20 protein-coding genes are annotated in these 25353 nt (G+C 65.2%); 5 read left to right on the forward strand and 15 right to left on the reverse strand.

Annotated elements, in window-relative coordinates:
• Positions 1-197: 197 nt before the first annotated feature.
• On the reverse strand, positions 198-1676 hold the full coding sequence (gene nhaD / locus C6W88_RS01845; protein WP_045991758.1) for a sodium:proton antiporter NhaD: 1479 nt from the start codon (positions 1674-1676) through the stop codon (positions 198-200).
• A gap of 258 nt (positions 1677-1934) precedes the next feature.
• Between nhaD and C6W88_RS01850 the strand changes: the two genes are divergently transcribed.
• Complete coding sequence (locus C6W88_RS01850; RefSeq protein WP_045991757.1) at positions 1935-2651, forward strand: DUF3581 family protein; 717 nt, start codon at positions 1935-1937, stop codon at positions 2649-2651.
• 72 nt (positions 2652-2723) lie between these two features.
• Here C6W88_RS01850 and chrA read toward each other — a convergent pair whose 3' ends face one another.
• Positions 2724-3887 (reverse strand): chromate efflux transporter, encoded by a 1164-nt coding sequence (chrA, locus tag C6W88_RS01855; protein ID WP_308812407.1) that lies wholly within the window; start codon positions 3885-3887, stop codon positions 2724-2726.
• Between the two features lie 342 nt (positions 3888-4229).
• Positions 4230-4955, reverse strand: a complete 726-nt coding sequence (locus tag C6W88_RS21570; protein WP_052704305.1) for a hypothetical protein — start codon at positions 4953-4955, stop codon at positions 4230-4232.
• Positions 4956-5352: 397 nt separating this feature from the next.
• On the opposite strand from C6W88_RS21570, the gene C6W88_RS01865 reads away from it, so the two are divergent.
• On the forward strand, positions 5353-5709 hold the full coding sequence (locus C6W88_RS01865) for a DUF427 domain-containing protein (RefSeq protein WP_045992174.1): 357 nt from the start codon (positions 5353-5355) through the stop codon (positions 5707-5709).
• A 57-nt stretch (positions 5710-5766) separates the two neighbouring features.
• Here C6W88_RS01865 and C6W88_RS01870 read toward each other — a convergent pair whose 3' ends face one another.
• Together C6W88_RS01870 and C6W88_RS01875 are read right to left on the reverse strand one after the other, a co-directional pair.
• Entirely contained in the window at positions 5767-6300 is a 534-nt protein-coding gene (locus C6W88_RS01870; protein ID WP_108131303.1) for a methylated-DNA--[protein]-cysteine S-methyltransferase, read from the reverse strand.
• Positions 6284-7795, reverse strand: coding sequence for a DNA-3-methyladenine glycosylase 2 family protein (locus C6W88_RS01875; protein ID WP_231498443.1), 1512 nt, complete (start codon positions 7793-7795; stop codon positions 6284-6286). The genes C6W88_RS01870 and C6W88_RS01875 overlap by 17 nt, the downstream gene beginning before the upstream one ends.
• Positions 7796-7908: 113 nt before the next feature.
• Between C6W88_RS01875 and C6W88_RS01880 the strand changes: the two genes are divergently transcribed.
• Positions 7909-9219: a DUF2252 domain-containing protein gene (locus C6W88_RS01880; protein WP_045992173.1), complete on the forward strand. Its 1311-nt coding sequence runs from the start codon at positions 7909-7911 to the stop codon at positions 9217-9219.
• 13 nt (positions 9220-9232) lie between these two features.
• Here the strand turns inward: C6W88_RS01880 and C6W88_RS01885 are convergent, their stop codons facing one another.
• The 10 genes from C6W88_RS01885 to C6W88_RS01930 form a co-directional block, all read right to left on the reverse strand.
• The gene (locus C6W88_RS01885; protein WP_108131304.1) at positions 9233-10108 is read right to left on the reverse strand and encodes an SDR family NAD(P)-dependent oxidoreductase; all 876 of its coding nucleotides are present in this window, start codon (positions 10106-10108) and stop codon (positions 9233-9235) included.
• A gap of 95 nt (positions 10109-10203) precedes the next feature.
• Positions 10204-12168 (reverse strand): acyl-CoA synthetase, encoded by a 1965-nt coding sequence (locus C6W88_RS01890; protein WP_108131305.1) that lies wholly within the window; start codon positions 12166-12168, stop codon positions 10204-10206.
• 74 nt (positions 12169-12242) lie between these two features.
• Positions 12243-13682, reverse strand: a complete 1440-nt coding sequence (locus tag C6W88_RS01895) for a coniferyl aldehyde dehydrogenase (RefSeq protein WP_108131306.1) — start codon at positions 13680-13682, stop codon at positions 12243-12245.
• Complete coding sequence (locus C6W88_RS01900) at positions 13679-15493, reverse strand: FAD-dependent oxidoreductase (protein ID WP_108131307.1); 1815 nt, start codon at positions 15491-15493, stop codon at positions 13679-13681. Before C6W88_RS01900 ends, C6W88_RS01895 begins: the two co-directional genes overlap by 4 nt.
• A gap of 81 nt (positions 15494-15574) precedes the next feature.
• A complete protein-coding gene (locus tag C6W88_RS01905; RefSeq protein ID WP_045992169.1) occupies positions 15575-16600 on the reverse strand; it encodes an AraC family transcriptional regulator in 1026 nt (341 codons plus the stop codon).
• Between the two features lie 189 nt (positions 16601-16789).
• Positions 16790-18313: a malonate--CoA ligase gene (locus C6W88_RS01910; protein WP_108131308.1), complete on the reverse strand. Its 1524-nt coding sequence runs from the start codon at positions 18311-18313 to the stop codon at positions 16790-16792.
• A complete protein-coding gene (locus C6W88_RS01915) occupies positions 18310-19665 on the reverse strand; it encodes a malonyl-CoA decarboxylase (protein WP_108131309.1) in 1356 nt (451 codons plus the stop codon). Before C6W88_RS01915 ends, C6W88_RS01910 begins: the two co-directional genes overlap by 4 nt.
• A gap of 76 nt (positions 19666-19741) precedes the next feature.
• Positions 19742-21091 carry a TRAP transporter large permease gene (locus C6W88_RS01920; RefSeq protein WP_108131310.1) on the reverse strand — a complete coding sequence of 450 codons (1350 nt, stop codon included), beginning with the start codon at positions 21089-21091 and terminating at the stop codon, positions 19742-19744.
• On the reverse strand, positions 21091-21648 hold the full coding sequence (locus C6W88_RS01925; protein ID WP_197037048.1) for a TRAP transporter small permease subunit: 558 nt from the start codon (positions 21646-21648) through the stop codon (positions 21091-21093). Before C6W88_RS01925 ends, C6W88_RS01920 begins: the two co-directional genes overlap by 1 nt.
• 67 nt (positions 21649-21715) lie before the next feature.
• A complete protein-coding gene (locus C6W88_RS01930; RefSeq protein WP_108131311.1) occupies positions 21716-22711 on the reverse strand; it encodes a TRAP transporter substrate-binding protein in 996 nt (331 codons plus the stop codon).
• Positions 22712-23002: 291 nt separating this feature from the next.
• On the opposite strand from C6W88_RS01930, the gene C6W88_RS01935 reads away from it, so the two are divergent.
• On the forward strand, positions 23003-23701 hold the full coding sequence (locus tag C6W88_RS01935) for a GntR family transcriptional regulator (protein WP_108131312.1): 699 nt from the start codon (positions 23003-23005) through the stop codon (positions 23699-23701).
• Between the two features lie 112 nt (positions 23702-23813).
• Positions 23814-25337 (forward strand): protein adenylyltransferase SelO, encoded by a 1524-nt coding sequence (locus tag C6W88_RS01940; RefSeq protein WP_108131313.1) that lies wholly within the window; start codon positions 23814-23816, stop codon positions 25335-25337.
• The last annotated feature ends 16 nt before the right edge of the window (positions 25338-25353 follow it).

The following is a 25353-nucleotide window of genomic DNA, read 5'->3' on the forward strand; positions in this document are numbered from 1 at the left end:
GCCGCAGAAAAACGCTCTTTATAGGTAGATAGCCAGATGTCGTTACGCATCAAATGCGCCCAGCTTGTGCATTAACAAGCTTATCCTAAGGTGAGTCACTGTGGGGGAAAAGAGAGGTAGTAAAGAGTTTATGCCACCAACGCAAGGCGATGTGGTGCTTGCGAAGGTGGCATGGCAGAGAGAGGGACGGCCGGGATTCAGCCCTGAATGGCGAAGCTGGCCTGGTTCAACCACAGGTGCGCCGCGACGCTGGCGGCGTAGCCCAGCGCGATCACCGGGGCCCAGCGCAGGTGGCCCATGAAGGTGTAATAGCCGCGTGCCTGGCCCATCAGCGCGACGCCAGCAGCGGAACCGATCGACAGCAGGCTACCACCGACGCCAGCGGTCAGGGTGATCAACAGCCAGTGGCCGTGGGACATCTCTGGCTCCATGGTCAGTACCGCGAACATCACCGGAATGTTGTCGACCACCGCCGAAATGACACCGAGCGCGATATTGGCCCAGGTCGCGTCCCACTGGTTGTACATCACGTCAGACAGCAGTCCGAGATAGCCCATGAAGCCAAGACCGCCAACGCACATGACGACACCATAGAAGAACAGCAGGGTGTCCCACTCAGCCCGGGCGACCCGGTTGAACACATCGAAGGGGACCACGCTGCCGAGTTGCTCGAGCTTCTTCCAGTCGCCCTTCTGGGTATAGACGGTGCGCTTGCGATCCAGCGACTTGGGCAGGCTCTTGCGCAGATAGAAGCCAAAGAACTGCAGATAGCCCAGTCCGGTCATCATGCCAAGCACCGGCGGCAGGTGCAGCAGGGTGTGGCAGGCAACGGCGGTGGCCACCGTGAGCAGGAACAGGACGATGATGCGGCGTGCCCCACGCTTGAGCTCCACCGTCTCCTCGAGGCTGTCCGGGGTGCGATTGTGGATGAAGAAGCTCATCACCACCGCCGGGACCACAAAGTTGATCAGCGAGGGAATCAGCAGTTCGAAGAACTCCTGAAATTCGATCAGGCCGGCCTGCCAGACCATCAGGGTGGTGATGTCGCCGAAGGGGCTGAAGGCGCCACCTGCGTTGGCTGCGACCACGATGTTGATACAGCAGAGATTGATGAAGCGCTTGTCACCTTCGGCCACCTTGGTCACCACCGCACACATCAGCAACGCCGTGGTCAGGTTGTCGGCGATCGGCGAGATGACGAAGGCAAGGCCGCCGGTGAGCCAGAACAGGGTGCGGTAGCTGAAGCCTTTCTGGACCATCCAGGAACGCAGGCCATCGAAGATCCGGCGCTCGTCCATGGCGTTGATGTAGGTCATCGCTACCAGCAGGAACAGCATCAGCTCGGAGAATTCCAGCAGCGTCATATGGAAGGCATGCTCGGCCTCATCCGGCATACCGGATTGCACGTAGGTCCAGCCGATCAGCGCCCAGATAAGGCCTGCCGCCACCAGCACGGGCTTGGACTTGCGCATGTGCAGCTTTTCTTCCGCCATCACCAGGGCGTAGGCCAGTACGAAGATGGCCACCGCCAGAAAGCCGGCGAAGGAGCCGGTGAGGTCGAGTTCTCCGGTCACCGCCTGGCTGGCTCCCGCCAGGGTGAGCCCCATCAGCAGCAGAGCGGCGAGGACGAGCCAGCGACCCGGTCGTCGTATCCTCTTGTTGTCATAATTATGCATGACGATGTCATCCTGAAAGTGAATGAGAAAGGGAGAAATCGACGTCGAGACTACCACAGCGTTTTGCACTGCAATATGCTGCCAAAGGCGCGCTGGAATGCACCTTTGGTAGGAGTAGTGAGGCCCTGTCCGGTTGTCGGGGCAAGAATCTGTGCTAGTTGATGCCGGCGGTGCTCATCTCGGCAGGTTCTGTGGCATCATGCTCGCCTGGAGAGCCTCCGGGAGCTCCATCTTCAGTTTCAGCCAGGCGCCTGTTCCATGTTTCTTGATGACTACCACTCCTGCGTCGATGATCGCATCGTGATTTCCGCTGACCAGGCGAGCCGCTTCGCCAAGTGCATAGCCGGCGACTTCAACCCCATTCACACACCGGGCGCACGGCGGTTCTGCGTACCGGGCGACCTGTTGTTCGCTCTGGTGCTGAAGCGTTTCGGACTGTCGCCGCACATGAACTTTCGCTTTCTCGCCATGGTGGGGGCGGATCGGGCGCTCAGTTTTCGCGAGGAAGGCGACCGGGTGATACGGGTGCTGGACGATGACGGCAAGTGCTATCTGGAGGTCGAACGGCGCGGAGAGGTGACCTTCGACGAGAGCGTCGTCGAAGCCTTCACGCGCTGCTACGTGGCGTTTTCGGGAAAGAACTTTCCTCACTACATGAAGCCGCTGATGGAAGACTGCGGTGTCATGTTCAATCCCAAGCGGCCGCTGGTGATCTACGACAGCATGGGCTTTTCGCTGACGCGACTGGATGCGCTGGCGCCGGCGTTACGGCTGCTGGATTCCCGCCTGGAGGTCATCGGCAAGCGCGGTGACGTGCACCTCGAGTTCGCCATCGACGCCGCTGGAGAAAGTATCGGTCATGGTGGCAAGAAGCTGGTGGTCAGTGGCCTGTGTCCCTATGACGCCGAGGCCATGGACGACATCGTCGACCAGTTCTACCAGTTGAAGCGGGATCACGCCGGCACTCCCTGCTGAGTCCGGGCCGGACCTGACGGCCGGCTGCTGGTATCGCCGGCGTCGGGAGCGCAGGCACTTTTCAGACAAGCCCTAGCCCAGCAGCCCCCTGACCAGCCCCAACGCCAGAAACGCCAGCACCAGTGCCCACACCGGCAGCCGCTTCAGCAGCACGAATCCTGCCACCACGATCGCCACGTCGAGGGTCGAGACGATGGCGCTTTGCCACACCGGATCGATGAAGGCGGCCCCCAGCAGCCCGACCACAGCGGCGTTGGCACCGCTCATGGCGGCCCTCAGGCGAGGGCGACGGCCGAGCCGTTGCCAGGCCGGCAACAGCCCGATCACCAGCAGGGCCCCGGGAAGGAAGATGGCGACCAGCGCCAGGGCGCCCGCCCACACGCCGCCGGCAATGCTGCCCAGATAGGCGGCGAAGGTGAACAGCGGCCCCGGAACAGCCTGAGCGGCGCCGTAGCCAGCCGTAAACTCCTGAGTCGAGACCAGCCCGCGGCCGACCACCTCGGCGTCCAGCAGCGGCAACACCACATGGCCCCCGCCAAACACGAGTGCGCCGGCGCGATAGAAACCGTCGGCCAGCGTCGTCCAGGCGTTGGGCGAGAGCCAGTGCAGCAGGGGCAGCCCTCCCAGCAGCAGCGCGAACAGCACCAGGGCAACGGGACTCACCCAGGACGCCAGCGATGGTGCCGGCACGCCAGCGTCGTCGGTCGACGTTGGCGTCGCGCCTTCCAGCAGCAGGAGACCTGCCAGGGCTCCCAGCACGATGACCGCCACCTGGGCGCCGATGCCGCCGACGACCAGCATGATGGCAAGCGCCACCAGCGCCATCCCGGCACGCGGAAGATCCGGGCAGAGGCTGCGGGCCATGCCGGTCAGGGCCTGGGCGACGACCACCACGGCGACCAGCTTGAGCGAGTGGATCAGCGCTTCGCCAAGGGCGCCGTCCATGGCACCGGCACCATAGGCGAAAGCCATCATCGCCAGTGCCGAGGGCAGGGTGAAGGCGAGCCAGGCCAGCAGGGCGCCGACCAGGCCGCCGCGGATCAGTCCGATGGCGAGCCCCACCTGGCTGCTGGCCGGGCCGGGAAGAAATTGGCACAGCGCCACCAGTTCGGCGTAGGCGGATTCGCTCAGCCAGGCCCGGCGCTTGACGAAGACCTGATGGAAGTACCCCAGATGAGCGACCGGACCGCCGAAGGACGTCAGCCCGAGGCCAAGGAAGGTCAGAAAGATATCCAAGTGGCGTCGCGGCTGTTGTCGGAGGGGTTGTTGCGATTGTTGAGGGCTGTGTTCCATGACGTCACCGCGAGAAGTGGCAGTCCAGTCTGGCACCTCGAGGTGACAGTGAAATGAAAAGAGATAACGGAAGGCAGGTGGCATGGATAGGGGGCGTCATGCCCCCTCTCTGTCTGCGCTCTGTCTCCACCCTATCTCAATTCAATCTCCACTCTATCCCCAGTCTGGCCGACAGGCCCTTCGGCCAGGGCCTTATCCCGTCAGTGAGCCAGCGCAGGCACTTTTCCGACAAGCCTCAGGCTTTGACCGAAAAGTCGACTAGCGCCAGTACTTTTTAGGCAAGCCTTAGCGCAGGTAGAGGCGGCCCTGTTCATACAGACTGCGGCAGTCGCTGGCGTCGTGGAAGCGATCGGCTTCGATATTGCCGCTGGCAACCCCGGGGCCGGCGAAGCGAGGATCATCGCACTCACCGTCGTGGCTCCACTGGCTGCCGTCGTCGCCCCACTCGATCTCGCCACCGACGTAGCTGCTCGATGCGCTGGCAGAGGCGCCGGCCGACGCTGCGCTGCTGGTGGACAGCGACTCGGATACCACCAGGGTCGCGGGTGCCAGCTGGCCGCTGCCATCGTAGCTGCCGACCCAGACGTTGTAGTTGCCGCTGGGGGGCGAGGTCAGTACCACCGCCGGATCGGTGCCGTCGGCGTCATCGCTGCAGTGCCAGATGCCGCTGGCGTCGTAGACCACCAGGGTGGTATCGCTGGCCGAGGTGGCGGCGATCTTCAGCGGATAGCTGCCGGCGGTGTAGTTGATGTCCACATCCGGAGCCTCGGCGTTGACGAAGCCGGCGCAGTCGGCGCTGACCACACTGGCCCGGGTATTGCCGCCGGCCATCACGTCGAGGGTCTGGGGATCCGGCTGGAAGCCGGCGCTCAGGGTCAGGGTGGAATAGACCGGAGCGGCGGACCAGTCGAGCTGCTGGGCCACGGCAGGCTTGCTGGTGGACATGCCGGCGCAGGCGGTGGTCAGCAGAGGAAGCGCCAGAATGAGGGAGGTACGTGCGAAGGGGGGCATCGGATGTCCTTGGATGGCGACGGGGCGAATGAGACACCAGGTCAGTTGAACGAGGGGGCAGTCGAATGGACGGACGACATGACAAGAGCGACGCCCGAATTTCAGCGCACGCCCGGTCCTTAGCATAAAAAACCTGGATATCGGATACCACTTAATAAGCACTCACTAGCTCTGGGCGATAGTGCTGTGCTGAATCGGCGCATCAGGCTGAATCAGCAAAAAGTACGCTGAAAGTGTGTTCTACAGGCGTGGTACTGTGATTCATGGAAATTTGAGAGCAGGCGATGGCGTCGGGGGTCTTCGGAATGGGCCCGCGCAGGGCACCCGGGAATCCGGTTCGGTCTTCGCCAGCACTCGACGAGACCGTCATCTTCCCGACACGCAGAGGATGCTGCCGATGGATACCCCCCGTACGGAGCGAATCTCGATCTACCCCTTGACCACCCGCGTAAGAGTGGACGTCGAAGGCCAGGTCCTGGCCGACACCCTGCACGCGCTGGAACTCACCGAACCGGGCTACCCGCCACGTCTCTACCTGCCTCGCAGCGACGTCGACATGAGTCGTCTGGTAGAAAGCGACACCCGGACCCACTGCCCGTTCAAGGGTGACGCTCGCTACTTCCATGTGGAGGTCAACGGCCGCCGTTACGAAGATTCGGTGTGGAGCTACGAACAACCCCTCGATGGCGTCCAGGCGATCCGCGCCCACCTGGTATTCGATCCCAGGGTCGCGACCGCCAGCGTCGAATCCTGAAGAGGGGCCGCTTGGCGATAGAGAGCCCTGTCAGGCGGTCAGGCTGCCAGGAACTGGTCAGCACAGCTCCAGCGGCACTTCCTGGGCCTCGAAGGCCAGCAGCCATTGCTTGCGCCCCATGCCACCTGCATAACCCGTAAGGCTGCCATCACTGCCGATGACCCGGTGGCAGGGCACCACGATGGCGATGGGATTGCGTCCGTTGGCCGCGCCCACCGCCCGGTGGGCTCCCTTGCGGCCGAGTCCTTCGGCGATCTGGGCATAGCTTCGGGTCTCGCCGAAGGGGATCTCCGACAGCGCCTTCCACACCTGACGCTGGAAGTCGGTGCCCAGGGGATCCAGCGGCAGCGAGAAGCTCTGGCGTCGCCCCGCAAAGTAGTCATCAAGCTGTTCGCGGCAGGCGCGAGTGTGCTCCGAGGGGCGAGCCGTGATGGTCTCGGCACGACCGATGTCGATAAAGTCGAGTCGGGCGACGCCGCCAGCGGTAGCGGCGATGACGATGGCTCCCAGAGCGTCGACCTCGGGCGGATGGTAGACCTCGAGTCCAGCGAAGGCGTCGAGACAGGCGATGGGATCAAGGGTCGTTGTCATGGTCATGACTCCAGAGTTGCAGCAGCAGATAGCTGCGCCAGGGGCGGGCCTTGTCAATGTCGATGCCGATGTCGCTGTCGCCCCCAGCCAATGAAGGGGGGGACAGGACGCGTCGAATCACGGCGTCACCGGCGAGCCAGACATCGGGATCGCTTTCGCCCCTTAGACGGGCGTAGCCGGCGGTCCAGGGGCCGATGCCGAGAATGTCCTCCCAGTGCGGAGGCTTGCGCTCGTCACCTGCCACCGCCTCGGCCAGGCGTCGAAGCGTCTGGCGTCGGCTGTCGGGCATGCCGAGAAAGGCAAGCGGCGAGCCTGCCAGCGACGCCGCGCTCGGAAAGTGGCAGCCACCGTCCGGGGTCCTCTCGCCGAGGGCATCGACCAGCGTCTGGGTCAGGGCGCGCGCCTGGACGAGGCTGACCTGCTGGCCGAGTACGGCGCGAACGGCAGCCTCGAAGGGTGACCATAGCCCAGGCAGGCGCAGGCCTTCCACCAGCGGCAGAACGGGAGCCGCGTCGCGCAGGGTCGCGTCGATCAATGAGGGGGTAGCGTCCAGGTCGAGCATGCGCCGAATATTGGCGATGACGCCGGTCACCTGATTCAGATCGTCGATGACCAGTTCGACACGAAAGCCATGGCGTTCGGGCTGATGGAAGGCGGTGAAGTGCCCACGGGCGCTACGCCAGCGGAAACGTCGGCCGTAGTGATCGTCGCCGACCCACTCGAGACCGCGGATCGCTCGGCGAGCGAAGAAGTCGCGCAGCGTGGCGAAGGCGTAAGGGGGACGATAGCCGAGGGTCAGGCTCAGGCACTGGCCGAGCCCCTGCCCTGTGTCCTTGCGCGTGCTGGTGCTCGACACGCGCCGGCGGATATCACGGGGGCTGAGTCCGATGCGCTCGCGGAACACCTCGTTGAAGCGTCGTACGCTGCCGAAGCCGCTGGCCAGCGCGACCTCGCCGATGGTCAGGCTCGATTCATGCAGCAACTGTTTGGCGAACAGACAGCGACGATGCTGCGCATAGCCCGATGGCGAAATGCCCAGGTGGCGCTGAAACAGCCCTCGTAGATGGCGAGCTCCGATACCGAGCCGTGCGGCCAGGGCCTCGACCGAGTCACCATCCAGCGCGCCCTGGTCGATCAGCGCAAGCGCTCGCTTGAGGGTGGTGTCACTACCTTGCCAGGCAGGCGAGCCCGGGGCGCTGTCGGGACGACAGCGCAGACACGGTCGGTAACCCGCCTGGAGCGCGCCCAGCGCACTTTCGTAGTAGCGCACGTTGTCTTCCCGCGGCAGTCGCGCCGGACAGATGGGCCGACAGAAGATACCGGTGGTCAGCACCGCCACGAAGAAGCGACCGTCGAAGCGTGGGTCCCGGCTGAGCCGGGCACGTCGCAGCGTCGCGAGGTCAAGCGTCATGGGGTGGGATGCGCGGGCGCCTGATGCGTGGCCCGGGGCGCCTGGCTGGCGGGTGGCGTTCAGGTTGGCGGACGGCGCAGGCATGTCCCTCTCCCAGACGGTATGCTTGAGGACAAGTCTATCGCGTCCTTGTCCCCACAATGGCGGAAATCGGCACTCACTGGAAGATCGTTGTCCCCCCCGCACAGGAGAACCGCATGTCGCTACCCTTGACTCGCCACAATCGTCCGCGTCAGGTGCTTGACGCCATCGAGGCAGCCAATACCGGTCTCAGGGAAGACGACCGGCAGGCCAAGTTCGACAAGATCGCGGCCTCGCCCTACGCCTTCTTTCGAGGCACCAATCATCTGTACTGGGCCGATGTCTGGCATGACTGGCGCTTTTCGCTCTACGGCGGTCAGGTCGACACCCAGACCTGGTTGCAGGGTGACGCCCACGCCTTCAACTTCGGCGCCTATGGCCACCACGATGACCACGTGCGCTACGGCATGGACGATTTCGACGACTCGCTGATCGGTGACTATCAGTATGATCTCTGGCGCCTGGCCATCAGTCTGGTGCTGGACGCCCACGACAATCAGGGTCTTTCGCCCAAGGCGCTGCGCCGTGGTCTCAAGCACCTGGTGCTGGCCTACCATCGGGAGCTTGCCGACCATCGCCGAGGCGAGACCCCAGGGTACGTCAATGTGGAGAGCGCCAAGGGGCCGCTCAAGCCGTTCATGCAAAAGGTCGAGCGCAAGAAGAGTCGGGCCAAGATGCTCGACAAGTGGACCCGGCTCGACGATGACGGCCGCCGGCTCGAGCGTGAGGGCAAGCTGTCCAACCTGCCTGCCCACCTGGACAGCCAGTTGCGCAAGGCCATCAACGAGGAGTATCGCGATACCCTGAAAGGCGAGCGCAGCGAGTCCGAGGACGAGCACTTTCGCATCAAGGACACCGCGCGGCGTCTGGATGCGGGCACCGGTTCACTGGGACTGGACCGTTTCTACGTGCTGATCGAGGGTGGCAAGGACCACGAGCACGACGATGTCATTCTCGACGTCAAGGAGCAGCCTGGGCCGGCCGGACTGGTGCTGATGAGCGAGGCCGGCAAGCGCGCCTGGAAGGCGACCTTCCCGCATGAGGGCATTCGTCATGCCGCCGCTTTCCACGCCATCGCCGAACACCCGGATATCTACCTGGGCTGGCTGCACCTGGGCGACAAGGTGTTCTCGGTGCGCGAGCGCTCGCCCTACAAGGAAGACTTTCCTACCCACAAGCTGAAGGGCGGCAAGGACTATCGCCAGCTGGTAAAGCAGTGGGGTGGCATCCTCGCTCGCGAGCACCTGCGCGGCGCCGCTGCGCTGACGCCGGACGATCCGGGCCGTTTTGCCCGGGCGGTGGGCCGGCGGGTCGACGGTCACCTCGATCAGGTGGTCGAGATGGTGACCACCCTGGCGCACAGCTACGCGCGTTGTGTGGCCCAGGACCATCAGACCTTTGTGCAGTCACGCAAGGATCGGCAGTGATGCCTGGCCTGGCTCAGGTCTGCTCGCCCGGCTCCAGCGGCTCGCGGGTGGGGCCTCGATAGACCCGCGCCAGGGTCCGCGTCATCAGCTTGCGTGACAGACCCGGCACCAGGCGCATGCCAAGGGTGGCCAGGCGTGCCTGGCGGGTCGGCACGATCAGGTAGTCACCCTTGTGCAGTCCCGTGAGGGTATCGTCGGCGATGGCGTCCAGGCTGGCCTTGGGGATGGACAGGGTCTGGGCGCGATTTTCCGGCGTCCGGCCCTGTTCCAGGGTGTCGACCATGGGCGAGTCGAACTCGCCGGGGCACACCAGCTGTACACGGATGCCCTGGGGCGCGAGCTCGTAGTAGAGCGACTCGGTCAGCCCCACCAGGGCGTGCTTGCTGGCGCAGTAGGGGGTGTAGCCGAAGACCCCGGTCAAGCCCGCCACCGAGGCAATATTGATCAGCCAGGCCGCGGGGGCATTGCCCTTGTGTCCGTGCTGGCGCCCGCCCTGGGCCGCCAGAAACGGCAGCGCCGCCCGAGTGGCGTTGAGCGGGCCGAAGTAGTTGACCTCCATGACCTCGCGAAAGTCCCGCTGGGTCAGTGTCTCGAAGTAACCCTCGCGCATTACCCCGGCGCAGTTGATCAGACCGTCGATGGCGCCGCTTTCGGCGGCGATGGCGGCCATGGCCTCCTGCATCGCGGTTTCATCGGTGACGTCCGCCACCCGACAGTCGACCACCGCCGCCGGCGACTCGCCTCGCAGCGTCTCGAGCGCGGCAAGCAGGCGCTGTTCGTTGCGGGCCACCAGGGTGACCCGCGCGCCCTCGCGTATCAGCCGCTGTGCCAGCGCCAGGCCCAGACCCGAGGAACCTCCGGTGATGACGAAGTGACGATGTTCGAACATGGTGGCTCTCCAGCCGCCAGCCTGTCATGGCAGTCTGACAAGCGTGGCCTCTTGTGGATGGTGGTGGTCGACGGTGTGCCAAACGCTCTCGGTGATCAGGATGCCTGTCGCCAGCGACAGGGGATCGGAAAGGCCTCGAGGCGGGCCTTGAGAGAGGAGAGATCGACATCACCCGGCACCCTGATCTCCGCCACCAGGCCGAGGGTCGCATCCTGGCATGCCGTGATGCGTGCCACCCCGGGCCCCAGTTCGGCTTCGGCGATCTCGCCATAGACCCGGGTGACCGCGTCCTGTCGCAGGGCCGGCTTGAACACCTTGCCCACCGCCGTCAGTGGAATGCTGTCGAGGATCCAGATGTTCTTGGGGATGGCGGCCTTCTCGGCCAGGTGGGCCTGACAGTGGCTGAGCAGGTCGTCCTCGTTGACCTGGCGATTGGGCTGCAGGCTGACGTAGGCCACCGGCAGTTCGCCGACTCGGTCGCAGGGCTTGCCCACGGCAGCGGCCATCTGCACCGCAGGGTGGCGGTAGAGCGCGTCTTCGATCATCTGCGGATCGATGTTGTGCCCCCCGCGGATGATCAGATCCTTGGCGCGCCCGGTGATCCACAAATAGCCGTCGGCATCCTGGCGGGCCAGGTCGCCGGTGTTGAACCAGCCATCCTCGACCCAGATGTCGCGGTTCTGTTCGGGCCTGGAGTAACCGTCGAAGACGTTGGGGCCGCGGATCAACAGCGTCCCGATCTCGTTGACCTCACAGTCGCGCAGGTAGCGGTCCTGGTCGTCGAGGGCGACCACCCGGGCACCGGTATAGGGCAGCGCCAGGCCCACCGATCCGGTGCGACGCTCGCCTGCGAGCGGGTTGGCCATGCTGCCGCAGGTGCCCTCGGTCATGCCGAAGCCCTCGATCAGCGAGATGCCGGTCAGCTCCTCGAAGTGGCCGTGGACCGCCCGGGGCAAGGGCGCGCCGCCACTCAATGCACTTTCGAGGCTCGATACCTCGGCGTCGCCGAAGGGCACCTCGAGCAGGCGAGAGAAGATCGCCGGCACCGCACTGAAGAAGCTGACCCGGTGGCGCTCCATCAGCGACCAGAAGTTGTCGACCAGGCCGGGGCTGCGAAAGCCGCCCGGGGTGGCCAGCAGGATCTCCGCGCCGATCATCAGCGGCACCAGGCCGGTAATCAGTACGGCGTTGACGTGAAACAGCGGCAGGCCACAGAGGATCACCGCGTCCTCTCGGTGGCGAAACAGCATCTGCATCATCGCCGCGTTGGCCACCTCGTTGGCGTGGCTATGGGGTGCCAGCTTGGGCAACCCAGTGGTACCGCCGGTGTGGAACAGCGAGGCGCGCTCCTCGGGGCGAATCCTACGTTCATTGATGAGCCGATCGGCGGGGGCCCGATCGAGGCAACGGTCGAAGTCCTCGCACCAGTCGGCGGCGTCGGGCAGCGGCAGACGTTCGCGCAGAGCGCGGGCTTCGTCATCGCCGAGAAAGCGCGCGGCATCGACGTACAGCACCTTTTCGAGGCTCGGTACCCGGTCCTTGATGGCTTCCACCTTGTCCCAGATGTCGCTGCCCGGAAAGGGCGCCAGCGCCACCAGCACTCGGGTGCCGGCGGCGTTCATGATGCCGGCGATATGCTCGGGCTCCAGCATCGGGTTGATCGGGTTGACCACGCCGGCCGCCTCGCCGCCCCACAGGGTGAAGTGGGTCTGGGGCAGGCTCGGCAGCAGAAAGGACACCACGTCGTCAGCGTCCACGCCGAGGCGGTGAAAGGCGTTCGCAGCCTGCACCACACGGGCAAGAAACTCGGCGTAGGTGTAGCGCTGCCCCTGCTGCTGGGCCGTGGCGTCCATCACGAAGCGCAGCGCGGTGGCGTCGGGTCGGCGCCTGGCGCTGATCTGAATCAGCTCGAGGGTGCTGTCGGGCAGCTCCAGCGAGGCCCACGGGGTCGCCTCGATGACCTCGATGTCGGCGCGATCGCGAATCGCCGGAAAACGACTAATTCGCTCGAGATAGGAGGGCAGGGACGAGGCTGCGGCGGAAGCGGTGTCGATGGTCATCTTGGTTTCTCGAGGCGTCGCGGCGTCAGGACCAGGCGCGACAGCAGCAATCGTAAGTGTTGTTGTTGAACGTGCTAGCGGACCAGCCACTGCATCAGCTTGAGGACCTTGTGGGTGGTGCTGGTGTAGGGCGGTATCAACAGTTTCATGCTGTCGACAGGGCCCTGACGGTAGACCGGGCGCATCTTGGAGAAGGTGATGAAGCCGTCGCGGCCGTGGTAGTGACCCATGCCGCTATCACCCACGCCACCGAACGGCAGGTCATGCTGGCCCACGTGCAGAAGGGCATGGTTGACCGAGACGCCGCCCGACTGGATACGCTCGATGTAAAGGTCCACCAGCGCCCTGTCCTGGGAGAACGGATACAGCGCCAGCGGACGAGGACGTGCGTTGATGTAGTCGATGACTTCTTCCGGCTGGCGGTAGGTCTTGACTGGTAGCAGCGGACCGAAGATTTCGCGCTGCATGATCTCCATGTCATCGGTCACGTCCAGCACCAGGTGCGGGGCGAACTTGCGTGTCTCAGGGTTGCTTTGCTGTTGCGACAGGGGAATCACCCGCGCGCCCTTGGCCCTGGCGTCCTCCAGGGTCGCCTCGAGCCGGGCGAAGGAGGCGTCGTCGATGATCGAGGTGTAGTCGGGACTGGCGAGATCCGGATAGCGGTGTCCGACGATGCCCTTGGCGGCGTCGACCAGGGCATCCACGCTACCTTCCGGGAGAAACAGGTAGTCCACCGTGGTACAGATCTGGCCGGCGTTGAGCAGCTTGACGAACAGGATTCGCCGAGCGGCCTCGGCCAGGGAGAAGTCCGGGGCGATGATTGCCGGCGCCTTGCCGCCCAGTTCCAGGGTGACCGGGGTCAGGTTGTCGGCGGCGTTGGCCATGACCTTGCGCCCGGTGGCGGTGGACCCGGTGAACACCAGATGGTCGAAGGGCAGGCGGGTGAAGTGAGGCCCCAGCTCGCCGTCGTCGGCGAAGAACTTGAGCTTTTCCTCGGGGAAGTAGTCGGGGCTGAGGTCGATCAGCAGTTGGGCCAGTCGGGGAGAACGATCCGACATCTTGACCAGCGCCCGGTTGCCGGCGGCGAAGATGCCGATCAAGGGGGCGAGGCTCAGGTTCAGCGGAAAGTTCCAGGGCACCAGTACACCGACGACGCCCAGCGGTTGCGGGATAACGCTGTTGCGTGCACCGAAGTAGAGGCTGTGGTCGACCCGCCGGCGCTGGGGCTTCATCCACGACTTCAGGTGCTTGATGGCGTCCTTGATATCGCCGAGCACCACCACGAACTCGCAGAACAGGGTCTCCTCGCGGGAGCGATTGCCGAAGTCGTCGCTGATCGCCTGGACGAACGCCTCCTGGTGGTCCTTGAGCATGTTGGCCAGGGCCTTGAGGTGGCCGATGCGCTCCCGGTAGCTTGGCACCGGCGCCGCCAGATAGGCGCTTCGCTGCTGGTGGAAGGACTGCTCAAGCTGATCGAGGGTGCGGGGATCGGGTGACATCAGGGGGGCATTCATGCGTCGACTCCAGAGGTCGCGGTGGTCGTTGTGGCGGCGTCGCTGGCAATCAGGCCATGCAGGTCGCCGTGGCCGTCCAGCGCCGAGCAGGAGCCCGGCAGGGGCTTGGAAAAGTGGACGCGCGACACCTCGGCGGCCCGTCCTTCATCGAACACAGGCTCCTCTGCCCAGGCGTACTCCGCCAGGGCGAGGATGGTCAGCGAAGGGTTCACCCCCAGGTTGCCGGGAATCAGCGAGCCATCGATGACCCTCAGATTGTGGTAGCCGAAGGCGCGACCGCGATCATCGACGACGCCATCCTCGGCGCTGGTGCCGATGGCGACGCCGCCCATCAGGTGGGCGGTGCTGGGGGCGCCGGAGAGCACTTCGGTGGCCACGTTGCCGGCCTCGCCGCCACCGGCGGCCTCGACGAAGTGACGCGCCGCCTCGTGGGCGATGGGGAAGTAGTTCGACAGCGCCCGGTCATCCTTGTCCTGGTATACCGACCAGCCGGGCTTGAACATGGTGTACCAGGGGCGCTGGCTCTTCAGGTGGACGTAGGTGTCCCTGGTCTGCATCACCAGAAAGATGATCGAGTGTTTCGACTTGCCCACCGGGTTGAGCATTCGCAACGTGGTCAGCGGCTGGCGCAGGATATTGATCAGCATGCTGACCGAGCGAGGCACCTGACCATGGGTATCGGTCAGCGGCACGGCGCTCTGCAGCGCGAAGGTGGCGTCGCCGTAGCGGGGGAAGCGGTTGATCTCGATACGGGTCTCGTCGTCGGGATCGAACATCGAGGTGATGGTCGGGCCGTGGCAGATTTCCTGGGGCTGGCCGCTGGCGTCGGCGAACCTGGCGGTGTTGACGATCAGCGTCTCGGAGTTGGTGCGGACCTCTCGTCCCAGGCGCGATGACAGCCGGGGCAGGGTCTGGTCCTGGTCCCTGGCCTTGAGCAGCAGCGGGATGGTGCCGAATACGCCGGCGGACAGCACCAGGCCCCGGCAGCGCAGCCGGTAGGGCTTCTTGGCGAACCAGGCGGTGGAGGATTGCACCGTGATCTCGTAGCCGGCGCTGCCGTCGCGCTGTCCCTTGGCATCGGCCAGCGCCTCGATGCGCGTGACCTCACTCTCGGCGCGTATTTCCACGCCGTTGCGTTCGGCAAACCATAGGTAGTTCTTGACCAGAGTATTCTTGGCGTTGTGGCGACAGCCCATGGTGCAGCCGCCACAGTATTGACAGCTGTTGCGCTCGGGGCCGTCGCCGTCGAAGTAGGGGTCGCCTCGCTCGGCGCCGCTGGCGTCGTCGGGGGCCTCGGGAAACAGCACCCCGGTATTGACCGTCTGGTAGGTGTGTTCGCGGCCCATACGCCTTGCGGTTTCCTTCAGCGCTTCGTCGGCGGCGTTCTCGTAGTGGCTACGGGTGACACCGAGCATGCGCTGGGCCAGGCCGTAGAAGGGCGCCAGGCGTTGCTTCCAGTCGCCATGGACCCGGGTCCAGGACTCGGCGGCAAAGACCTCGTCCTTGGGGATCAGGTGCACATTGGCGTAGACCAGCGAGCCGCCGCCGACGCCGACGCCGTGCAGGGCGGTGATCTTGCGGGTCAGGCTGATCTGCAGATTGCCGGTTAGACCGAGCCTGGGGGCCCACAGGAATTTTTTCAGGTTCCAGGAGTTGTCCGAAAATTCCTCGTCCTTCCAGCGCCGGCCCTTCTCCAGCATCAGCACGCGATGGCCCTTTTCCGAGAGCCTCAGCGCGCTCACCGAGCCACCGAAGCCGGTGCCGATGATGATCTGGTCATAGTCGAAACGGTCGTCTTGGCTGGACGTCATGGACTGGCCCCTCACGCTGTCGTTGTTGTCTACACCGAGCATAGTGAAGGCAGGGCCGGGCGGATTGACCGAAGGCGCGCGCTATTTGACAGATCGCGCAATATCGAGCGTTTCGGTCTTATGCTTTCGTCGCCATTGGGCGGGACTCTCGCCCATGATCCGCTTGAAGCTGCGGGTCAGGGCGCTCAATTGGCTGTAGCCAAGCAGGTCGGCGATCTCGGTCAGGCTCAGTTGGGTGTCGAGCATGTAGACCCGAGCGCTGCGCATGCGCACGCGATCGAGCAACTGCTGGAAGCTCAGGCCGCGCTTGAGCAGGCGGTCCTGGAGGGTACGTGGTGGTACGTCCAAGGCCTGGGCCACGGCCTCCAGGCTGACCTGATCGAGCGGCAGCAGGTTGGTGATGATCCACTCCACCTTGCTTTCGATGTCGTCCCAGCGATGACGGTGCATCAAGGAGTTGATCAGGTGCCGCAGGGCCGGACTGCCTCCGGCGATGGCGTGGTCGAGACAGCTGCGGTCGAACACCAGGGTGTTCTCGGGATGATTGAAGCGCAGCGCCGAGTGCAGCTGCTGGGTGTAGGGTTCGAGGTCTCGTGGCTCCTCGCCGCACAGGTAGACGGCGCGTAGCTTGATCGGCTCGCCGTAGAGGAAGGTGAGGATGTTGTAGGCGCCCATCAAGGTATTGTCGTTGTGCTGGCGTGATGGGGCACTGCGCCCGGGCACACGATAGGTGAAGTGGTAGTAGGCCTGGTCATCGCGCTCCTCGAGACGCACATCGAGTCCTTGCACGTGGCGGCCGATTTCCTCGGCCACGGTGACCATCGCCTCGCGCAGGGTGGCGCACTGCTGGATCAGCAGGCCCACCATGCCCAGCATCGAGATATTCTGGTAGCGCCCCAGCAGCAGGCCGAAGTGGCGACAGCCGCTCATCTGGGCACCCAGTTCGAGCAGGTCGATCTTGGTGGCCACCGGAATCAGGCGGTCCGGCCGGTCGAGGTAGTCCGGCGGCAACGACAGTCGTGCCAGCGCCTGGTCGGCATCGACACCCTGCTCGTCGAGCAGGGTACGGTAGCCGGTCAGGGCCGCGGCACGCACCATGGGCTGCATGGGGGTATCTCCGGGACAGGGTGTGATCAGTATATCGCTCTGTGCGCGGGGCCGCGCTTGGTCAAAAGATATAGATGCCAGGCGTCTAATATGCCGAAGCGGGAGGTGCTGGTATACGCCGGCGGCGCCCCGCAGGGCGCCGCCGATGATAGAGCGAGTGTCGAGCTGCGCCGAAGAGGCGTCCCGGACTCAGCGATAGGTGTCCTTGAAGCGATCGCGCAGCTGATTCTTCTGCACCTTGCCCATGGTATTGCGCGGCAGGCTGTCGACGAAGAATACCCGCTTGGGCTGCTTGTAGCGGGCCAGCTTGTCGCTCAGCGCGGCGATGACGTCGGCCTCCTGGGGCGAGGCGCCTTCGGCGGGCACCACCACCGCGGTCACCCCTTCGCCCAGGTCAGGGTGGGGCAGGCCGATGACCGCGGATTCGGCGACGCCGTCCATCTCGTCGATATGCCCCTCGACCTCCTTGGGGTAGACGTTGTAGCCGCCGGAGATCACCAGATCCTTGTCGCGTCCGACGATCTGCACATAGCCCCGCTCATCGATCTGGGCCAGGTCGCCGGTGATGAAGAAGCCATCTTCCAGCAACTCCTCGGCGGTCTTCTCGGGCATCCGCCAGTAGCCCTGGAACACATTGGGGCCGCGCACCTCGAGCATGCCGATCTCGCCCTGGGGCAGCGGCGTATGGTTGCCACCCTCACGGTCGGTGATGCGCACCTCGACGCCGGGCAGCGGCATGCCCACGGTGCCGGCGATGCGATCACCGTCGTAGGGGTTGGAGGTGTTCATGTTGGTTTCGGTCATGCCGTAGCGCTCGAGGATGGCGTGGCCGGTGGCGGCCTCGAAGGCCTCGTGGGTCTCCGCCGTCAGCGGCGCCGACCCCGAGGTGAACAGGCGCATGCGGGCGGTGGCCTCGCGGGTCAGGCGGGGATCCTTGAGCAGCCGGGTGTAGAAGGTCGGCACCCCCATCATGGTGGTGCCTTCGGCCATTTCCTCGAAGATCACGTCCGGGTCGAACTTCGCCAGGAAGCGCATGCTGGCGCCGGCCATCAGGATCACGTTGCAGGCCACGAACAGCCCATGGGTATGGAAGATCGGCAGGGCATGGATCAGCCGGTCGTGCTCGTCGAAGCGCCAGGCCTCGACCAGCGACTCGGCATTGGAGCCAAGATTGCGATGGCTCAGCATGGCGCCCTTGGAGCGGCCGGTGGTGCCAGAGGTGTAGAGGATCGCGGCCAGGTCATCCGGCCCGCGCTCGAGCATCTCGGTGACCGGTGTGGCCGCCTCGGCGGCCTCCATCAGGCTACCGTCGGCGGCGGTGCCCAGGGATTCGACTCGGGCGCCACCGCAGGAGGCAGCGACCTCGCGGGCGGCCGTGAGTGAATCCGGGCGGCAGACGAACAGGGCGGGTTCGGCGTCACCGAGGAAGTAGCGAATCTCCTCGCTGGTGTAGCCGGTATTGAGCGGCAGGTAGACCCCGCCGACCTTGAGGCTCGCCAGGTACAGAAGGATCGCCTCGGGGCTCTTGTCGACCTGGACGGCAACCCGGTCACCGGGCCCCACGCCGAGCGCGACCAGCGCCCCGGCGAGCCTGGCCACCGCTTCCAGCGCATCGCTGTAGCGGTAGTCACGGCCTTCGCGGGTGGTGATGAAGGGCGCGTCGCCACGCTCGGTCATGCGCTTTTCAAAGGTGGCAAAGAGGTTGTGATTCATGTGACGGGATCTCCCTTCAAGTGCTTGCGGGCGCGACGACGCTGGTCCCTGACCTGAGACGAGCAGGCCACCTTGCCTTCGGTGGTGTAGCGCTCATGGTTGCCTTCGATGTCGTCGAGCACGTAGAGATAGTTGACCATCAGTGAGCCGAACTGTGACAGCCCCCGGCGAGAGGTATCACCGAGCCAGTTGATGCGGTGCAGTTCGGCGCCATTGCCGAGATGGAAGCGAGCGACGGTATTCAGCGGCAGATTGCGCGCGTTGCGCTCCTTGGTGAGGTAGTGAGCGGCCAGCGGCTTGATCACCTCACCCAGGGCCTTGCTGCGCTCGGAGTCCTCGAGCCAGTCGTCCTGATCGAGCTCGGCCAGCAGGGCGCGGGTGTCGTCGTCGAGGCGACCGCGTTGGTCCTGACGTTCGGCGTCCAGCCAGGCGCGAAAGCCGGGTACCGGTGACAGGGTGACGAAGTTCTTCAGCCGCGGCAGTTCCGACTTCAGCTCCTTGACCACCTGTTTGATCAGGAAGTTGCCGAAGGAGATGCCGCGCAGGCCGACCTGGCAGTTGCTGATGCCGAAGAAGGCGGCACTGTCGGCGTCTTCGGCCTCGATGGCCTCGTGGTTGGCGTCCAGGATCGGCTGGATGCGCTCGGGCATGCCCCTGGTCAGGGCCACCTCGACGAAGATCAGCGGTTCGTCGCCGATAGCCGGGTGAAAGAAGGCGAAGCAGCGCCGGTCCCGGGCGTCGAGGCGCCTGCGCAGGTCGTTCCAGTCGCAGATCTCGTGCACCGCCTCGTAGCGGATGATCTTCTCCAGTACCGCCGCCGGGGTGTTCCAGTCGATCCGCTTGAGCACCAGAAAGCCACGATTGAACCAGGACGCGAACAGGTGGGAGAAGTCGGCATCGAGCGCCTCCAGCGCCGGGAAGGCCTTGAGCCGGGGCAGCAGGTCCTCGCGCATGCGCACCAGCTCATAGGTGCCGCCGGCGGTCAGGTTGAGCCGGCGCAACAGCTCCTGGCGCTGCGGTTCGCAGGCCTCGAACAGTCGCTGCAGGTCGACATTGCCGCGACTGTCCCGGTAGCACTCGTAGGCGCCGTCGACGGCCTCGGGATCGGCACTGAACTGCTCGGTCAGGCACTGGAAGAAGCGAGTCTTCTCGTCTTCATCGAGGCAGCTGTAGCCGTCCAGGGCCTGGCCGGCCAGGGCGATGCTGGAGGCCTCGCCATCGCTTTCCAGAAGCTTGCGACAGGCGTCGATCACCTGGGTATGTTCCAGCGGCGGGCCATCGCCCCGGCGTCTGAGCAAGGCGTCACGCTGGGTGATACTGGAGAACAGTTCCTGCAGAAAGCTGAAGTTCATCGGGGACATCTCCTCGGGGCTGGGCCAGGTGGGAGCGGGCCTGGTGGCCCGCTGGTCACACGCGTCGGCGTCGGGATCATCCGGCGCTCTCCATGATCAGGTCCGGCAGCCAGGTGGCGATGCCCGGGAAGAAGCACAGCAGCACGATGCCGAGCACCATGCACAGGGCGTAGGGCAGGCTGCCGAGCAGGATGTCCTTGAGCGCGATATCCGGCGCGATCCCCTTGATGATGAACAGGTTAAGGCCCACCGGTGGGGTGATCAGTCCGATCTCCAGGTTGATGGTCAGGATCACCGCGAACCAGTAGGGATCGAAGTTGGCCGCCAGAATGATCGGCAGCAGGATCGGCGCGGTCATCACGATCACCGCCACCGGCGGCAGGAAGAAACCGGCCACCAGCAAGAAGACGTTGATGATCCCCATCAGTACCCAGCGATTGACCTCCAGTGCCGCGATCGCCTCGGCCACTGTCTGGGTGATGAACAGCGACGACAGGGCGTAGGCGAAGATCTCGGCGCAGGCGATGATCAGCATGATCATCACGCTCTCGCGCAGGGCGTCGCGCATGATGGTGGTGAGCGGTTTCACCTGCCACATGCGATAGACCACGATGGCCAGGGCCAGACACAGGAAGGCCCCGGCGCCGGCCGCCTCCGAGGGCGTGGCGACACCGCCGTAGAGGGCGAACAGGATGCCGCTGACCACCACCAGGAAGGGCAGCACCCGCACCAGCGCCTTCATGTTGGTCTCGACGTTCTTGGCGACGGTGTCCTTGAGTTCGCGGGCGGCGTCGGCGACGGGGCTGGGGGTGTCATAGCCCCCGGCCAGCTTGCACGCGATCAGCGTCCAGGCCATGAACAACAGCGCCAGCATGATGCCGGGCAGGGCGCCGGCGATGAACAGCCGTCCGATCGAGGTCTCGGTGGAGATGCCATAGACGATCATGGTGACCGAGGGCGGAATCAGGATGCCCAGGGTGCCGCCGGCGGCGATGCAGCCAGCCGCCACGCCGTCGGGATAGCCGCGCTTGCGCATCTCGGGGATACCCAGCTTGCCGATGGCGGCGCTGGTGGCAGGCGACGAGCCGGACAGGGCGGCGAAGATCGAGCAGGCGCCGATATTGGAAATGGCCAGTCCCCCCGGCACCTTGCCGAGCCACAGGTCCAGCGAACGATAGAGGTCGCGGCCGGTGGGGGAGGAAGCCACGGCAGCGCCCATCAGGATGAACATCGGAATCGCGACGAAGCCGAACGACGCCAGGCTGCCGAAGAAGGTCTCGCCGAAGTAGGTCAGCTCGCTGACGCCCCGGTCCATCACCAGGGCGGCGAGGGACACGCCGCCGAGGGCGAAGGCGATGGGCGTGCCGATGGCCATCAGCACGAACAGGGCGGTAACGATAAGGATGCCACTGGTAACCGGATCCATCAGCGTGCTCCTCCCAGAATTTCCGCCAGGTACTGCAGCGCCAGCAGGGTCGAGCCCAGCGCCAGCGGCACCAGCGCTGGCCACAGCGGCGGATTCCACACCGTGCCGGTGGTCCAGCCGCCGTGGTAGGCCTCCAGCAGGTAGAGCCAGGAGCCGTAGGCCAGGGCGATGCAGAAGGCCAGGCCGCACAGTGAGGCGATCAGGTTCATGGCGCACTTGATGCCGCCCTTGAGCGCATCGGGCAGCACCGTGACCGCCACCTGGCCGCCGGTCAGCAGCACATAGGGGGCGCCCAGCAGCATGGCGCCGGTGATCGAGAAGATCGCGAATTCGGTCTGCCAGGTGGTGCTTTCACCGAGCAGGTAGCGCACGAAGATCATGTGGCAGACGGCCAGCACCCCCGCAAAGAGGGCGGCGCCGGCCACCACTGCCATAGCGATGGATAGCCGGTCCATCAGCCGACAGAAAGCGCCCACCGGGCCGGAGGCATGTCGCCGGGAGCCGGGGGCTGCGGGTGCAGAGACGTGGGGGGGAGAGTGGGACGGTGTGTGTGACATGGAGCCTCCGAGGTGACACGACAGCGACGAACGACGAGGCGCGGCCAGCGGCCGCGCCCACCTCGGTCTATTCCACCGCCAGGGCGGCGTCGATCAGTGCCTGGCCGTTGTCGACGTTCTCGGCAAAGCTCTTGTAGGCGCTCTCTTTCGCTACCTCGAGCCAGGCGTCGTAGTCTTCCTGGGACATCTGGACCACTTCGACGCCGTTTTCCTCGAACACTTCCACCATGGTCTGGTCGAGCTGGGCGGCCTGCTCGGCGAAGTACGCCTCGGCCTTCTCGCCAGCGTCGATCAGTGCCTGCTGTTGCTCCTCGTTGAGCCCGTTCCAGCTCTGCTCGGAGATCAGGATCGGCTCGTACATGAACCACAGGGCGTTCTCGCCCGGCGCCGTCAGGCAGCTGACCTGCTCGTAGATGCGATAGGAGACGAAGGAACCCGACGAGGTGTTGGCGCCGTCGAGCACGCCGGTCTGCATGGCGGTGTAGATCTCCGACGAGGGCATCGAGGCGATGGAGGCGCCGGCGGTGGCCAGCATCTCGTCGAAGGCCGGGCCAGCCGCACGCATGGTCTGGCCCTGCACCGTGTCGGGCGAGGTGATGCACTGTTGGTTGGAGGCGAAGCCGCCAGCCAGCCAGGCGTCGGCCAGTACCCGGGCGCCGGCGTCCTCGATCACCTGCTTGATCATGTCCATGAACTCGGAGTCGTTGAGGCGCTGGGCACGCTCGTGATTGCGCACCAGACCCGGCATCAGGGTGGCCGAGAACTCGGGGTGACGACCGCTGGCGTAGTCCAGCGGCAGCGAGGTCATGTCCAGGCGGCCGCGTACCAGCGCGCCCCACTGCTCCTTGGCCTTGAACAGCGACTGACCGGGATAGACCTGCAGGGCCAGGTCGACGCCGGCGGCTTCGACCTCCTTGGCCATCAACTGGACCATTTCGTCGCGCACGTCGCCCTGGCCACCGGGAAACTGGTGGGACACGCGCAGGGTGGTCTCGGCGCTGGCAATGGACGCGCTGGCGGTGGCGATGGCGGCGACAGCGAGAGTGAGAGCTTGGCGTTTCATGGTGACTCCTCGAGGCGTTGTTGTTGTGATGATTGTTGTAGTGGGTGTTGTAGCGAGCGTGATGATCACTGTTGTGGTGGTGGGATAAACGCGCCGAGGTCGGCGCGGGGGATGGAGGTCAAACATTTTTTATCTGCTATGATGTATACATCAATAGCCAGCATGTATATTCCTGTCAATTCGTGGGACTTAGACCATGGTGGAGTGAGGGCGCCGAGGGGTCAGTCGCATCAGGACAGGATATGCTGGAACGATTCGAGTTCAGCCAAGGGACAGCCAGGGGACAGCCATATGAGCAAGAAGCCCTCCAACGCCCAGCGTCTGCGGGACTCTCTCGAGGACGACATCATCAATGGTCGGCGCACACCGGGTGAGCGACTGGACCCCGAAGAGCTGTGCAGGACCTACCAGGTATCGCGTACCCCGGTGCGCGAGGCCATCCAGCAGCTGGTGGCCAGTGGCCTGGTGACCGTCTACCCCAAGAAGGGCACCTTTGTCGCCAGGCTAGGGCTCGAGCGACTGATCGAGATGTTCGAGGTGATGGCCGAACTCGAGGGCATGTGCGGTCGACTGGCGGCGCGGAGAATCTCAGCCGATGAACTCAAGGCCTTGCGCGACGCCTTCGAAGGATGTCGCCGCGCCGGCGAGACCGGCGACAGCGACGACTACTACTACGAGAACGAAGCCTTCCACAGCGTCATCTATCAGGCCAGCCACAACGCCTTCCTGGCCGAAGAGGCCCAGACCCTCAAGCAGCGGCTCAAGCCCTATCGACGCCTGCAATTGCAGGTGCGCTCACGCATGCAGAGCTCGCTCGATGAACACCGTGAGGTGCTCCAGGCGATCGAAGCCGGTGATGCCGAGAGCGCCGAGCGCATCCTGCGTGACCACGTGCTGATCCAGGGCGAGCGCTTCAGCGACTTTGTCTCCAGCGTGCGCAAGCTGGAGGAGGGTGGGGGCGAGTCGCGACGCGCCACTGCCTCGAACTAGCCGGGCCCTGCCGTACCGGGATGGTGGTGTCGCAAGCAATGTCGCTTGACGACCACCACAGGCAGGGCCGAGGGTAGTCGGCATCCCACTTGCCAGCCTGAGGTAGCAGCCCATGTTTCCTGCCTTTTCCGGGCGCTATGCGTCCCTGCCCGATCGTATGCGCGCCGAGATGGCGCCCACCCCTGTGGCGGCGCCGCGTCTGCTGGCCTTCAATCGTCCGCTGGCCGAGGCGCTGGGTTTCGACCTTGACGCCTTCGACGCGACCCGTGCCGCCGAGGTGCTTGGTGGCAACGCCGTGCCCGACGGAGCGACGCCGATCGCCGCGGCCTACGCCGGGCATCAGTTCGGCAACTTCGTGCCACAGCTCGGCGATGGTCGGGCGATCCTGCTGGGCGAGCTTGCCCATCGAGACGGCGGCCTGCGTGAGGTCCAGCTAAAGGGCGCCGGACGCACGCCCTTTTCCCGCGGCGGTGATGGTCGCGCGCCGATCGGACCGGTGCTGCGCGAGTATCTGGTGTCAGAAGCCATGGCCGCACTGGGGGTGCCCACCACCCGGACGCTGGCGGCGGTGGCCAGCGGCGAGCAGGTGGTGCGCCAGATGGTGGAGCCTGGGGCGGTACTGACCCGGGTAGCCTCGAGCCATGTGCGGGTCGGCACCTTTCAGTACTTTGCCGCCCGTCGTGACAGCGAGGCGCTGTCGCTGCTGGTGGACTTCTGCATCGAGCGACACTACCCCGAGCTGGCCGACTTGCCCGAGGCCGAGCGCGCGCTGGCGCTGGTCGAGGCGGTGGTCGAGCGCCAGGCCAGCCTGGTCGCCCAGTGGAAGGGGCTCGGCTTTATTCATGGGGTAATGAACACCGACAACTGCGCGATCTCGGGGGAGACCATCGACTATGGTCCCTGCGCCTTCATGGACGCCTTCCACCCGCACAGGGTGTTCAGCTCCATCGATGAGCGCGGGCGCTACGCCTGGGACAACCAGCCGGCCATCGCCCAGTGGAACCTGGCGCGCCTGGCCGAGACGCTGCTGCCGCTGATCAGTGACGATCAGGAGCGAGCGGTGGCGCTGGCCACCGAGGCCATCGAGGCCTTCGCCGAGTGCCATGACGCCGCCTGGACGGCGGTGCTGCGTGCCAAGCTGGGACTCGGGGCTGATGACTCGCAAGGCCAGCCGGAAAGCCGCTCGACCGATGGGCAGGGGGGGGCGTTGGCAGACGAGGACCTGGCCCTGGGCGAGGACTTCCTCAAGGCCATGGAAGAGGGCAACGCCGACTTCACCCTGAGCTTTGCCCATCTGCCCCTGGCGCTGGCCGGCGATGAGGCAGCGCTTGCCGAGGGCTTTGAGCGCAGTGGCAGGCTCGAGGCCTGGCTGCCGCGCTGGCGCGAGCGTCTGGCCCGTGAAGGCGTCGCCGACGAGGTCGTCGGCGCGCGCCTGGCGGCGGCCAACCCCCAGGTGATACCGCGCAATCATCTGGTCGAGAAGGCCATTCGCGCCGCCATCGATGACGACGACCTGAGCGTATTCGAGACGCTGCTCGCCGCCGTGACCCGGCCCTACCAGACCCCGGACGATACCAGCCTGCTGGCCCCACCCGGGCGCGACGAGCGAGTGCTCAGAACCTTCTGCGGTACCTGAGGGACCCCACCGGCAC

The sequence above is a fragment of the Halomonas litopenaei genome, assembly GCF_003045775.1.
GTDB lineage: Bacteria > Pseudomonadota > Gammaproteobacteria > Pseudomonadales > Halomonadaceae > Halomonas > Halomonas litopenaei.

Bases quoted from the DNA above. Each gene is read 5' to 3' on its own strand.
- nhaD (WP_045991758.1), bottom strand. From the start codon at position 1,676: ATGCATAATTATGACAACAAGAGGATACGACGACCGGGTCGCTGGCTC.
- C6W88_RS01850 (WP_045991757.1), top strand. From the start codon at position 1,935: ATGTTTCTTGATGACTACCACTCCTGCGTCGATGATCGCATCGTGATT.
- C6W88_RS21570 (WP_052704305.1), bottom strand. From the start codon at position 4,955: ATGCCCCCCTTCGCACGTACCTCCCTCATTCTGGCGCTTCCTCTGCTG.
- C6W88_RS01865 (WP_045992174.1), top strand. From the start codon at position 5,353: ATGGATACCCCCCGTACGGAGCGAATCTCGATCTACCCCTTGACCACC.
- C6W88_RS01870 (WP_108131303.1), bottom strand. From the start codon at position 6,300: ATGACAACGACCCTTGATCCCATCGCCTGTCTCGACGCCTTCGCTGGA.
- C6W88_RS01875 (WP_231498443.1), bottom strand. From the start codon at position 7,795: ATGCCTGCGCCGTCCGCCAACCTGAACGCCACCCGCCAGCCAGGCGCC.
- C6W88_RS01880 (WP_045992173.1), top strand. From the start codon at position 7,909: ATGTCGCTACCCTTGACTCGCCACAATCGTCCGCGTCAGGTGCTTGAC.
- C6W88_RS01885 (WP_108131304.1), bottom strand. From the start codon at position 10,108: ATGTTCGAACATCGTCACTTCGTCATCACCGGAGGTTCCTCGGGTCTG.
- C6W88_RS01890 (WP_108131305.1), bottom strand. From the start codon at position 12,168: ATGACCATCGACACCGCTTCCGCCGCAGCCTCGTCCCTGCCCTCCTAT.
- C6W88_RS01895 (WP_108131306.1), bottom strand. From the start codon at position 13,682: ATGAATGCCCCCCTGATGTCACCCGATCCCCGCACCCTCGATCAGCTT.
- C6W88_RS01900 (WP_108131307.1), bottom strand. From the start codon at position 15,493: ATGACGTCCAGCCAAGACGACCGTTTCGACTATGACCAGATCATCATC.
- C6W88_RS01905 (WP_045992169.1), bottom strand. From the start codon at position 16,600: ATGCAGCCCATGGTGCGTGCCGCGGCCCTGACCGGCTACCGTACCCTG.
- C6W88_RS01910 (WP_108131308.1), bottom strand. From the start codon at position 18,313: ATGAATCACAACCTCTTTGCCACCTTTGAAAAGCGCATGACCGAGCGT.
- C6W88_RS01915 (WP_108131309.1), bottom strand. From the start codon at position 19,665: ATGAACTTCAGCTTTCTGCAGGAACTGTTCTCCAGTATCACCCAGCGT.
- C6W88_RS01920 (WP_108131310.1), bottom strand. From the start codon at position 21,091: ATGGATCCGGTTACCAGTGGCATCCTTATCGTTACCGCCCTGTTCGTG.
- C6W88_RS01925 (WP_197037048.1), bottom strand. From the start codon at position 21,648: ATGTCACACACACCGTCCCACTCTCCCCCCCACGTCTCTGCACCCGCA.
- C6W88_RS01930 (WP_108131311.1), bottom strand. From the start codon at position 22,711: ATGAAACGCCAAGCTCTCACTCTCGCTGTCGCCGCCATCGCCACCGCC.
- C6W88_RS01935 (WP_108131312.1), top strand. From the start codon at position 23,003: ATGAGCAAGAAGCCCTCCAACGCCCAGCGTCTGCGGGACTCTCTCGAG.
- C6W88_RS01940 (WP_108131313.1), top strand. From the start codon at position 23,814: ATGTTTCCTGCCTTTTCCGGGCGCTATGCGTCCCTGCCCGATCGTATG.